This window comes from Salipiger marinus, from assembly GCF_035481585.1.
Classification (GTDB): Bacteria; Pseudomonadota; Alphaproteobacteria; order Rhodobacterales; family Rhodobacteraceae; genus Salipiger; species Salipiger marinus.
In genome coordinates this window covers 99,726-111,106 of sequence record NZ_JAYKSL010000002.1, presented here as the reverse complement: position 1 = coordinate 111,106, position 11,381 = coordinate 99,726, and the positions used below count along the sequence as shown (strand labels likewise).

Sequence of the window (11,381 nt, the reverse complement as noted above, 5' to 3'; positions counted from 1 at the left end):
CCCCCCCCCCAGCACCCGGCAGCGCGCCGAAAGCTCGCGGAAATCGAAGGGCTTCACCATGTAATCATCGGCGCCCGCGTCCAGCCCCACCACGCGGTCGTCGATTTCGCTGCGCGCGGTCAGCACGATCACCGGCGTCGCGTCGCCGCGCGACCGCATCGAGCGCAGCACCTCGTAGCCGCTGCGCCCGGGCAGGTTGATGTCCAGAAGCACGATGTCAAAGGAGGAGAAGCGCAGAAGGTCGTTGGCCTCGTCGCCATTGGCCTCGCGGTCGACGGAATGGCCTTCGCTCCGCAGACGATCAAGAATCGTCTCGGCCAGTTCGTCATTATCCTCGACCAGAAGCATTCTCATGCCCCGACTCTAGCCCCAAGTCACAGCTCCGAGAAGCGGCCATCGGCAGGGACGGGGCCATGTCAGCATCCTGTCAGCTTCGCGTCAGCATCGGCTCAGCCTTGGCGGCGCATAAGCGGAGTGTCCATCGCATGATGAACCTAGGGAGGATCATATGACATTTATCCGTTTTTCGGCGGCACTCGCCTGCGCGCTGGGTCTTGCTGCCCCGGCCTTTGCACAGGCCCAGATCGACCGGCCCGAATGCGTGGCCCCGGCCAATCCGGGCGGCGGCTTCGACCTGACCTGCCGCGTGGCGCAGACCGGCCTTGCGCCGCATGTCGCAAGCCCGGTGCAGGTGACCTTCATGCCCGGCGGCATCGGCGCCGTGGCGTTCAACCAGTTCAACACCAACCGCGCCGATGACGGCAGCGCCATCGTGGCCTTCTCCACCGGGTCGCTGCTGAACATCATCACCGGCAAATACGGCGCCTTCGATGAAAACTCGGTGCGCTGGGTCGCCACCGCCGGGGCCGATTTCGGCGCCGTCATCGTGCGCGCGGACAGCGAATATCAGACGCTGAAAGACGTGATGGACGATCTCAGCACCGATCCGCAGGGCGTCGTGGTCGGGGCGGGCGGTTCGGTCGGATCGCAGGACTGGATGAAGGGCGCGCTGCTGATGCGCGAGGCGGGCGGCACGCCGATGCAGATGCGCTATGTCGCCTTCGACGGCGGCGGCGATGCCATCGCGGCCCTGCTGGGCGGCTCGATCGAGGTCTATACCGGGGATGTGGGCGAAATGGTGCCCTATCTCGACAGCGGCGACCTGCGCGTGCTTGGGGTGCTTGCGCCCGAACGCCTTGACGCGCCGTTCAACGAGATCCCCACCGCCAAGGAACAGGGGTTCGACGTGGAATGGACCATCCTGCGCGGCTTCTACATGGGCGGGCAGACCTCGGACGAGGACTACCAGAAATGGGTCGATGCCTTCACCGCGGCCTATGCCACCGAAGATTTCGCCAAGGTCCAGCAGGAGCGTGGCCTGCTGCCGCTCAACATGGCCGGTGCCGAGCTTGACACCGCCATCGCCAAGAGCATCGAGACGCTGCGCGAGATCAGCATCGAAGCGGGCCTGATCCAGTAATCCCCACGGACAGGGCTCAGGGCCGGATCCCGCGCGGATCCGGCCCTGACGCCAGCCGTCATCCCCCAAATTAGGAGGCTACGAATGGCCAACCGCATCTTTGCGGCGGTGCTTCTGGTCGTGACCCTTGGTTATGCGGTCATCGCCTTCACCACGATCAAGGCGCCGTTCCAATACGACCCGCTGGGCCCGGAAAGCTGGCCGCGCATCCTGTCGGCTGTCGCGATCCTGTGCCTGCTCTTCATCCTGTGGAAACCCGATGCCGAGGGGCTCGACGTGACCCGCCGCGTCTGGTTCCGCCTGACCGCCGCCGTGGTCCTGCTGTTCGGCTATGCCGAACTTTACGAGCCGCTGGGATTCATCCTGTCGACCATCCTGTTCGGCACGATCCTGTCGGCCATGCTGGGCGCCCGGAAGCTGCGCGCGCTCGGCTTCGGCGTGGCCTCGGGCGTAGCGGGCTACCTGCTCTGCGTCACCCTGATGGATCTCAACCTTCCCGACGGCGCGCTGCTTGAGCCGCTCTTCGAGACCAGCCAGCAAGGAGAGAGCTGATGGATACGGTCCTGTCCGGTCTTGCGACCGGCTTCACGGTCGCCCTTGACCCGTTCAACCTCATGCTGGTGCTGGTCGGCTGCTTCTTCGGCACGCTGATCGGCGCGCTGCCCGGGCTTGGCCCGATCAATGGCGTGGCGATCCTGCTGCCCATCGCCTACAGCCTTGGCTTTCCGCCGGAATCGGCGCTGATCCTGCTGGCGGGCATCTATTACGGCGCGGAATATGGCGGGCGCATCTCGTCGATCCTGCTCAACGTGCCCGGCGATGCCGGGGCGGTGATGACCACGCTGGACGGCAACCCGCTGGCGCGGGCGGGTCAGGCGGGCCGGGCGCTGTCGCTGTCGGCGGTGGCCTCCTTTGTCGGCGGCACCTTCGCGGTGATCCTGATGTCGCTCTTTGCCCCGGCGCTGGCGGGCTTCGCGGTGACCTTCGGGCCTGCGGATTACGTGGCGCTGATGGTCTTCGCCTTCGCCTCGCTCGCGTCGCTGGTGGGCAAGAGCACGGTCAAGACCCTGCTGGGCGCAACCATCGGCCTGATGATGGCGACCATCGGCATCGACGCCAATACCGGCGTGCCGCGCTACACCTTCGGCATTCCGGACATCCTTGCCGGGATCGATTTCCTGATCGTGGTCGTCGGCCTGTTCGGCATGGCCGAACTGCTGACCCTTGTGGAGCATCAGGCGCGCGGCACGCTGAAATCGCTGCCCGTCGACAAAAGCTTCGTGCGCATGGCCGATCTTGCGGCGACCAAATGGACCATCCTGCGCTCGTCGCTGATCGGCTTCTTCATCGGCATCCTGCCCGGCACCGGCGCCTCGGTGGCTTCGGCGGTGGCCTATGGCACCGAAAAGCGCATCAGCGACAAGGACGGCACCTTTGGCCATGGCGACGTGCGCGGCCTTGCGGCGCCGGAGGCGGCGAACAACGCGGCGGCGGGTGGCGCCATGGTGCCGATGCTGACGCTGGGCATCCCCGGATCCGGCACCACCGCGATCCTGCTGGGCGCGCTTTTGATGTTCAACATCCAGCCCGGCCCGATGATGTTCGCGCAGCGTCCCGAAGTGGCATGGGGCCTTGTCGCCTCCATGTATATCGGCAACGTCGCGCTGCTGATCATCAACCTGCCGCTGGTCGGGCTGTTCGCCCGGATGCTGACCATCCCGCAGCATTACCTGACGCCGCTGATCGCCATCCTTGCCTTCATCGGGATCTACACGATTGTCGGCAACCCGCATGACCTGTTCATGATCACCGGGCTTGGCATCTTTGGCTGGTTCCTGCGCAAGCTCGACTTCTCGCTGGCGCCGGTCATCCTTGGCTTCGTGCTGGGCGGCCTGTTCGAGGACAACCTGCGCCGCGCCCTGTCGATTTCGGGCGGCGACTGGAGCATCCTCGTCGCGCACTGGAAAAGCGTCCTGCTTTACGGTCTGGCGCTGCTTGTGGTGATCCTGCCGGCTTGGCTGGGCCGCCGCGCCCGCGCGCAGGCCCGTGAGGCCGCAGCGCGCTAAGCCGCTGCCGCAGCGGTCCTGACAGATGAGAACGGCGAGGCTTGCGGGCCTCGCCGTTTTTTATGCGCTGCGGCGCCTAGTCGGGCATCAGGGCGCAGCTGCGGGCGACGCCGTGGCGTTCCAGAATGTCGCCGGTCAGGCCGCTGCGCGCCGCCCCGGCCAGCCAGTCCTTGAGGATCCGCGCGGCCTCCGGCCGTCCCTGCGGCATGGCCATCGCCTGCCGGATCTCCATGAACGGGGGCGACAGCACGCGGCTGCCGGGGCGCTTGGCCGCCTCATGCGCCATGGCCTCGCCGATCCCGGCAATCGCCGCGACCTTGCCTGCGTCAAGTGCGGCAAGGGACTCCGCAAGGGTCGGGAACAGCACCAGATGCTCCGCCCCCTCTTGGCGCGCCAGCGTCAGCGTATAGGCGCTGCCCTCGACCGAACCGACCTTGGCCCCCGCCGCGACCAGTGCCCCGGCATCGGCCAGATCGCAGTGCGGCCCGGCAAGGTAGCGCCCGTCGATCCGGATATAGGGCTGGGTGAAGTCCAGCGTTTCCGCCCGCTTCGGATCCACGGCCAGAAAACAGATGTCCCACGCGCCGCGGTCTGCCGAAGCGGAGACATCCGCCGCCCGGTCATATTCGACGAAATCCAGATCAAGCCCGGCAGCCTTGGCAAAGGCGCGCGCCAGATCGACGCTGATGCCCATGGGTTGGTGCTGTTCGTCGCGCGACACCAGCACAAAATTCCCGTGATTGAGCGCCGCCCGCAGGCACCCGGTCGGCACAAGGGCCTGTTTCTGGGACAAGCTGAGATCCATGGCACCCCCCGCGCGTGACTGTCTGCCCGCAGAAATAGGCGCGCGCGGCGCAGCTGTCATGCGCAATCGTCCGCTACGCGCCGCGCGCCTTGTCTTCTGCGGCGGCGGTGATCTCGTGGATCAGGCTGTAGATTGTCGTCTGCGAACTGCGCGCATTGCCGGAGGAGGGCTGGCTTTCGATTTCGACCGTGGCGCGGCAGCCTGCGGCGCGGACATGGTAGCGGTGGCGATTGCCGGTCGCGGCGGGATCGGCGATGAGCCGGACCGACACGGCGTCAAAGCCGGGCCCGGCCAAGGCCAGTGCTGCCACCACATTGGAATTCTTCGGGAAAAGCCGCGCCGCCTCGCGCGCTGTGCCTTCATAGACGATGCGCGGGGCGGTCAGGGTGGCCAGATCGACGGTCGCGTCCGCCGGGGTGCCGCGCCATGCGGCGGGTGGCTTGATGCCCTCATAGCTGACCTCGACCGCGCCCTGCACAGACAGCGCCGCCAGCAGGTCGAGCCCGCCGATGGCCCCGCTCGGCAGGATCAGCCGCGCCCCTGCCACCTGCGCCGCCGCGCGCAGCCGCGCGTGCAGATCGGCGCAGGCCAGCGCCCCCACGGAGGCGGGGACAAGGTCGATCCCGGCGGCAAGCACCTGCTCGCCATAAGCGGCAACAGCCCCGTGCCCGGCGCATTCCACGACCAGATCGGGCGCCGCCGCCACAAGCGCCGCCGCGTCGGTGACAAAGCGGCAGCCGGGGCGTGGCGCGTCGGGCAGGCGCCGGACCAGCACCACCACCTCCGGCGCAAGGCCCTGCGGCAGCAGGTCAAGCAGGCTCTGCGCGATGGCGCCATATCCGATCAGGGCGAGGCGCAGCGGGGCAATGTCCGTCATGGCGCGCTCAGCCTTGGTCGCCGCGGGTGACGTCGTTATACCATGTCACGATCTGCCGCCGGGCCTCGGGATCCATCTGGATCGCGTTGGGGGGCGGCATGGCATGGGTCCGGCCCGCCTGCAGGTAGATCTGTTCGGCATGGCGGGCCACATCGGCCTCGGTTTCCAGCACGACACCCTTGGGGGGCCAGTTCATCCCGTCCCAAGACGGTTCGCGCCCGTGGCACATGGAGCAGTTGCCGACCACCGCGAAATAGGCATCCTCGAAGCTTGCGGCAGAGGCGAAGCGCGTCTCATGCGCCGTGAGGGCGCGCGCCTCGCTCTCTTCATAGCTGTCCATGCCGGGCTGGGTGGACAGCCACGCGATCAGGATCATGATGCCCACGGTCACCGGCCATGTCCAGTTCGGGCCGCGCCCGGTGCGGTGCATGGTGTTGAAATAGTGCCGGATGGTGACGCCTGTCAGAAAGATCAGCGCCGCGATGATCCATGCGTGCTGCGTGGCGAAGGCCAGCGGGTAATGGTTCGACAGCATCAGGAACACGACCGGCAGGGTCAGGTAATTGTTATGGGTCGACCGGACCTTGGCGATCTTGCCGTATTTGGCATCAGGCGTCCGCCCGGCCTTCAGATCCTCGACCACGATGCGCTGGTTCGGCATGATCTGGAAAAACACGTTGCCGGTCATGATCGTGGCGGTGAAGGCGCCCAGATGCAGCAGCGCGGCGCGGCCCGTGAAAATCTGGTGATAGCCCCATGACATGATCACGAGGATCACGAACAGCAGCAGCATCAGCAGGGTCGGGTGATCCGCCAGCTTCGACTTGCACATGGCGTCATATGCAAGCCAGCCGATGGTCAGCGATCCGCCCGAGATCAGGATGCCCTGCCACAGCGCCAGATCGGCCTTGGTCGGGTCGATCAGGAACAGCTCCCCGCCCACCCAGTAGATGATCATCAGCAGCGCGGCACCCGAGAGCCATGTCGAATAGCTCTGCCATTTGTGCCATGTCAGGTGCTCCGGCATCTGCGCGGGCGCCACGAGGTATTTCACCGTGTGGTAGAAACCGCCGCCATGCACCTCCCATTCCTCGCCATGCGCGCCATTGGGCAGGGCCGGATTGGGCTTCAGCATCAGATCCAGCGCGATGAAGTAAAAGGATGCGCCGATCCACGCCATCGCGGTGATGACATGCAGCCAGCGGACCGAAAAGGCGATCCAGTCCCAAATGATAGCCATGTCGTACATGGTGTCCTCCCGAGTCTCGTGTTGGCCGGACAGTAGCGGAGCCTTGCATTTGCTGCTATTTGCAAGAAAGACCAAGCAGTATCAAAAAAATCGGAACAATGTCCTATTTCGACAACATCCGGACCTTTGTCCGTGTCTATGAACTGGGCAGCATGTCCGCCGCAGGCCGGGATCTGCGCATTTCTTCGGCGGTCACCTCCTCGCGTATTTCGCAGCTGGAGGATCATCTGGGCGTGCGTCTGTTCCAGCGCACCACCCGCAGCCTGACGCCCACCGAACATGGCAAATCCTTCTATCGCGGCGCCACGGAAATTCTGGAGGCGATCGAAAGCGCCGAGGCGCAGATCGTCAACGTGACCGAACATCTCAAGGGCGCGCTTTACGTGGCAGCCCCGCTGGGGGTGGGACGGCGTCTGATCGCGCCGCAGGTTCCCGGCTTTCTGGCGGAATATCCGGATGTCAGCATCCGCCTGCGCCTGACCGACAGGAAGGTCGATCTGACCACCGAGGGGCTTGATCTCGCGTTTTTTCTGGGCCAGCCCGAAGACAGCAACCTGCGCATCCGCAAGATCGCCGATGTGCCGCGCGTGCTCTGTGCCTCGCCCGACTATATCGCGCGGCGCGGCATGCCTGCGGATGGCGACGCGCTGCTGTCGGAGCGGCATGAATGCCTGAACCTGCGGTTTCCCGGCGTGTCGGAATTCCAGTGGCGGCTGGAAACCAGCGACGGGCCGCGCCGCTTTGCCGTGGCCGGGCGCTACGAATCCGATGATGGCGACGTGCTGACCGACTGGGCGCTGGCCGGGCACGGGATCGTGCTGAAGCCGGTGTTCGAGGTGTCGGAGCATCTGCGGTCTGGCGCGCTGGTGCCGGTCGCGGTCCGCACCCCGCCCGAGGCCATTCAGATGGCCTGCCTGTTCACCCATCGGCGCAGGCAGGATCCGAAGACCCGGATTTTCATGGATTTTGTCATCGACCGGATCGGCGCGGCCTTTCAGCAGGCCGATCCGATCCGGTAAGGCGGTCAGCTGCCGCGATAGGTGGAATAGCCGAAGGGCGACAGCAGCAGCGGCACATGGTAATGCTGCGCCTCCGACATGCCGAAGCGGAGCGGGATCACGTCCAGAAAACGCGGCGTCTCGGGCGGGGTGCCGCTGGCATCCAGATAGGCGCCCGCGTGAAAGACCAGCTCGTAAGTGCCGGTGGCAAATTCCGCCGCAGGCAGGATCTGCGTGTCGGTGCGCCCGTCCTCATTGGTGACCAGCGTTTTCAGATGGGTGCGGCTTTCGCCCTCAAGGCGGTAAAGCTCGATCTTCAGGCCTGCGGCGGGGCAGCCCCGCGCCGTGTCCAGAACGTGCGTCGTCAGATATCCGGTCATATGTGGCTCTCCTGAACTCTGCCCCCTTCATAGGCATTGGCGCGCTCTGGTGACAAAGGTTCAGTAACCAAAGGCTCCTTCTTCTTTTTTTTGATAATCTCCGGGAATTTTATGGATTATCAATCTGCGAAAGCGGAGGTGACGCAGGTGAACAGATATCCCCGAGACATGGCAGGCTACGGGCAGACCGTGCCTGCGGCAGACTGGCCGAACGGCGCGAAGATCGCCGTCCAGATCGTGCTGAATTACGAAGAAGGCGGCGAGAACAACATCCTGCACGGCGATGCTGCGTCCGAAGGGTTCCTGTCCGAGATCACGGGCGCGCAGCCCTGGCCGGGGCAGCGGCACTGGAACATGGAAACGATCTATGAATACGGATCGCGCGCCGGGTTCTGGCGGGTGCATGCGCTGCTGAAGGATACGCCGATCACCGTCTACGGGGTGGCCACCGCCTTGGCGCGGGCGCCCGCGCAGCTCAAGGCGATGAAGGATGCGGGCTGGGAGATTGCCAGCCACGGGCTGAAATGGGTCGAACACAAGGACATGCCCGCCGAGGAAGAGCGCGCGCAGATCCGCGAGGCGATCCGGCTGCATACCGAGGTGGTGGGCGCGCCGCCGCGTGGCTGGTATACCGGGCGCTGTTCCATGAACACCGTGGATCTGGCTGCCGAAGAGGGCGATTTCGCCTATATCGCAGACAGTTACGCCGATGACCTGCCCTATTGGATGAAGGCGGGCGGCAAGGACCAGCTCATCGTGCCCTATACGATGGACTGCAACGACATGCGTTTCGCGATTCAGGCGGGCTTCACCCGGGGCGACGATTTCGAGGTGATGGTGCGCGATGCCTTCGACGTGCTTTATGCCGAAGGGCAGGCGGGCGCGCCCAAGATGCTGTCCATCGGCCTGCACTGCCGCCTGATCGGTCGCCCCAGCCGCGCCGCCGCGCTGAAGCGGGTGATGGAGTATATGGCGGGTCATGACGGTGTCTGGTTCGCCACGCGCGCGCAGATCGCCGATCACTGGGCGGCGACGCATCCGCCCGTATCCGGCCCGCGCCCTTCGGAGATGGACCGCGACAGCTTCGTGGCGGCTTTTGGCGGCGTGTTCGAACACAGCCCGTGGATCGCCGAAGGCGCACATGCGCTGGAACTGGGCAGCTACAGCGACAGTGCGGCGGGCGTGCATAACGCGCTGGCCCGGGTGTTCCGCTCCGCCTCTGACGAACAGCGGCTGAGCGTGCTGACCGCCCACCCCGACCTTGCCGGCAAGCTCGCTGCCGCCGGGCGGCTGACCGCCGAGTCGACCGCCGAACAGGCGGGGGCGGGGCTTGACCTTCTGACCGACGAGGAACGCGCCAGCTTCACGCGGCTCAACGACACCTATACCGCCAAGCACGGCTTTCCTTTCATCATCGCGGTGAAGGACAACACCAAGGCGAGCATTCTGGACGCCTTCCAGCGCCGTATCGACAATGACCGCGCCACCGAGTTCGCCGAAGCCTGCCGTCAGGTGGAACGCATCGCGGAACTGCGCCTGATCGACAAGCTGGGCGCATGACCCGGATCGCGCTGCAGCCGCTTACCGCAGAGGCGTTCGCCCCGTTCGGCGACGTGCTCGACACCTCGGGTGCGCCCGACCGGATCATCAACCAAGGCCTGTGCGGGCGGTTTCACGACCGCGCCGCGCTGGACTTTGCCGATGGCCGGGCGGGCATCAGCCTGTTCCGGGCCGAGCCGCGGCAACTGCCGCTGGTGCTGGACATGGTGGAACGCCACCCCGACGGCAGTCAGGCCTTCCTCCCGATGAGCGAGGCGCCGTTTCTGGTGGTGGTGGCCCCCGACGAGGGCGGCACCCCCGGCAGGCCGCGCGCTTTCCTGACCCAGCCGGGGCAGGGCGTGAACTATCACCGCGGGGTCTGGCACGGCGTGCTCTGCCCGCTCTCCGCCCCCGGCCTTTTTGCGGTGGTCGACCGCATCGGCGCGGGGCCGAACCTTGAAGAACACTGGTTCACGGAGCCTTACCTGATCGAAATGTGACAAGGGCCGTCGGAAGAGGAGCTGGCACCCGCACCCCAAGGGAGGAACGACGAATGGCAGACAGATCCATCGGCACGCCGGAGCAGCTCCGCGATCCGAATTACACGCCGCCGCTGATCAAGGCGGTGCCCTTGGGGATCCAGCATGTGCTGGCCATGTTCGTGTCCAACGTGACGCCCGCGATCATCGTCTGCGGGGCGGCGGGCTTTGGCTATGGGTCCAATTCGCCCGACTTCCCGCAGATGATCTACATGATCCAGATGTCGATGTTCTTTGCGGGCATCGCGACGCTGTACCAGACCATCGGCTTTGGTCCGGTGGGCGCGCGCCTGCCGATCGTGCAGGGCACCTCTTTCGCGTTCATCCCGATCATGATTCCGCTGGTGGCGGGCAAGGGGGTGGAGGCCATGGCCGTGCTGATGGGCGGCATTCTGGTGGGGGGTCTTTTCCATGCCTGCCTTGGCTTTTTCATCGGCAGAATCCGCTTTGCCCTGCCGCCTCTGGTCACCGGGCTGGTGGTCACGATGATCGGGCTCGCGCTGGTCAAGACCGGCATCCAGTATGCGGCGGGGGGTGTCCCCGCCATCGGCACGGCGGAATACGGATCGGGGCGGAACTGGCTGATGGCGGCCACGGTGATCGTCGTGACGCTGGGGCTGAAGTTTTTCGCGCGCGGCATGCTGTCGGTGTCGGCGGTGCTGATCGGGCTGCTGGTCGGCTATGTGCTGGCCTTTGCCCTGGGCGAGGTGAGCCTTGCCAGCGTCGGCAGTGCGGCATCTTTCGCGCTGCCCGATCCGCTGCATTTCGGGCTGGAATTTTCGGTGGCGGCGGTCATCGGTTTCTGCCTGCTGGGCTTTGTCTCGGCGGTGGAGACGGTGGGCGATGTCAGCGGCATCACCAAGGGCGGCGCGGGCCGCGAGGCCAGTGATACCGAAATTCAGGGCGCGACCTTTGCCGACGGTCTGGGCACCGCGCTGTCGGGCCTGTTCGGCGCGCTGCCCAACACCTCGTTCAGCCAGAATGTCGGGCTGATCGCCATGACCGGCGTCATGAGCCGCACGGTCGTCACCATCGGCGCGGTCTTTCTGATCCTCTGCGGGCTGGTGCCGAAAATCGGCGCGGTGATCTCTTCGGTGCCGATCGAGGTGCTGGGCGGCGGCGTCATCGTGATGTTCGGCATGGTCGTGGCGGCGGGCATCTCGATGCTGTCGGACGTGACGTGGAACCGCCGCAACATGGTGATCTTTGCCATTGCGCTGTCGCTGGGCCTTGGCCTGCAGCTGGAACCCGCCGCGCTGCAATATCTGCCGGGCACGATGATGGTGCTGGCGACCTCGGGCATCCTGCCTGCGGCGGTCATTGCCATCGCGCTCAACCTCATCCTGCCGCAGGAGCTTGCCGACGAAGCCACCGAAGAAGTGTCGGGCGGCATGGCAGGACGCGGCAAATCCACGACCGCCCCCGACCGGGTCTGAGCCACGCTTGCC

Annotated in this window: 12 protein-coding genes; 7 read left to right on the top strand and 5 right to left on the bottom strand. The window is 65.8% G+C overall.

Translation table 11 applies throughout. The features are described 5' to 3' along the window. The coding region (locus tag VK682_RS03660; protein ID WP_324781463.1) for a response regulator transcription factor at positions 1–354 on the bottom strand (354 nt) is incomplete at its 3' end. Positions 355–508: 154 nt separating this feature from the next. On the opposite strand from VK682_RS03660, the gene VK682_RS03655 reads away from it, so the two are divergent. From VK682_RS03655 to VK682_RS03645, 3 genes are all read left to right on the top strand, one after another. After that, positions 509–1,480 (top strand): Bug family tripartite tricarboxylate transporter substrate binding protein, encoded by a 972-nt coding sequence (locus tag VK682_RS03655; RefSeq protein WP_230796183.1) that lies wholly within the window; start codon positions 509–511, stop codon positions 1,478–1,480. A gap of 84 nt (positions 1,481–1,564) precedes the next feature. After that, the gene (locus VK682_RS03650) at positions 1,565–2,032 is read left to right on the top strand and encodes a tripartite tricarboxylate transporter TctB family protein (RefSeq protein WP_230796185.1); all 468 of its coding nucleotides are present in this window, start codon (positions 1,565–1,567) and stop codon (positions 2,030–2,032) included. After that, positions 2,032–3,546, top strand: a complete 1,515-nt coding sequence (locus VK682_RS03645; RefSeq protein ID WP_230796186.1) for a tripartite tricarboxylate transporter permease — start codon at positions 2,032–2,034, stop codon at positions 3,544–3,546. The genes VK682_RS03650 and VK682_RS03645 overlap by 1 nt, the downstream gene beginning before the upstream one ends. Positions 3,547–3,622: 76 nt before the next feature. Here VK682_RS03645 and VK682_RS03640 read toward each other — a convergent pair whose 3' ends face one another. The 3 genes from VK682_RS03640 to VK682_RS03630 form a co-directional block, all read right to left on the bottom strand. Then, entirely contained in the window at positions 3,623–4,339 is a 717-nt protein-coding gene (locus VK682_RS03640) for a transporter substrate-binding domain-containing protein (RefSeq protein WP_230796187.1), read from the bottom strand. A gap of 85 nt (positions 4,340–4,424) precedes the next feature. Further along, positions 4,425–5,228 carry an aspartate dehydrogenase gene (locus tag VK682_RS03635; protein WP_230796188.1) on the bottom strand — a complete coding sequence of 268 codons (804 nt, stop codon included), beginning with the start codon at positions 5,226–5,228 and terminating at the stop codon, positions 4,425–4,427. A gap of 7 nt (positions 5,229–5,235) precedes the next feature. Then, on the bottom strand, positions 5,236–6,477 hold the full coding sequence (locus tag VK682_RS03630) for a urate hydroxylase PuuD (protein ID WP_324781461.1): 1,242 nt from the start codon (positions 6,475–6,477) through the stop codon (positions 5,236–5,238). Between the two features lie 98 nt (positions 6,478–6,575). Between VK682_RS03630 and VK682_RS03625 the strand changes: the two genes are divergently transcribed. Next, complete coding sequence (locus tag VK682_RS03625; RefSeq protein ID WP_089844949.1) at positions 6,576–7,496, top strand: LysR family transcriptional regulator; 921 nt, start codon at positions 6,576–6,578, stop codon at positions 7,494–7,496. A 5-nt stretch (positions 7,497–7,501) separates the two neighbouring features. On the opposite strand, the gene uraH is transcribed toward VK682_RS03625, so the two are convergent. Then, positions 7,502–7,855 carry a hydroxyisourate hydrolase gene (gene uraH / locus VK682_RS03620; RefSeq protein WP_089844947.1) on the bottom strand — a complete coding sequence of 118 codons (354 nt, stop codon included), beginning with the start codon at positions 7,853–7,855 and terminating at the stop codon, positions 7,502–7,504. Positions 7,856–8,002: 147 nt separating this feature from the next. Here uraH and puuE point away from each other — a divergent pair, with 147 nt between their 5' ends. From puuE to VK682_RS03605, 3 genes are read left to right on the top strand one after another with little or no spacing between them, the layout of a single operon-like run. Further along, positions 8,003–9,415 (top strand): allantoinase PuuE, encoded by a 1,413-nt coding sequence (puuE, locus tag VK682_RS03615; RefSeq protein ID WP_230796189.1) that lies wholly within the window; start codon positions 8,003–8,005, stop codon positions 9,413–9,415. Further along, the gene (locus VK682_RS03610; RefSeq protein WP_230796190.1) at positions 9,412–9,894 is read left to right on the top strand and encodes an ureidoglycolate lyase; all 483 of its coding nucleotides are present in this window, start codon (positions 9,412–9,414) and stop codon (positions 9,892–9,894) included. Before puuE ends, VK682_RS03610 begins: the two co-directional genes overlap by 4 nt. Before the next feature lie 53 nt (positions 9,895–9,947). Continuing rightward, a complete protein-coding gene (locus VK682_RS03605; protein ID WP_230796191.1) occupies positions 9,948–11,369 on the top strand; it encodes a uracil-xanthine permease family protein in 1,422 nt (473 codons plus the stop codon). Positions 11,370–11,381 lie beyond the last annotated feature (12 nt).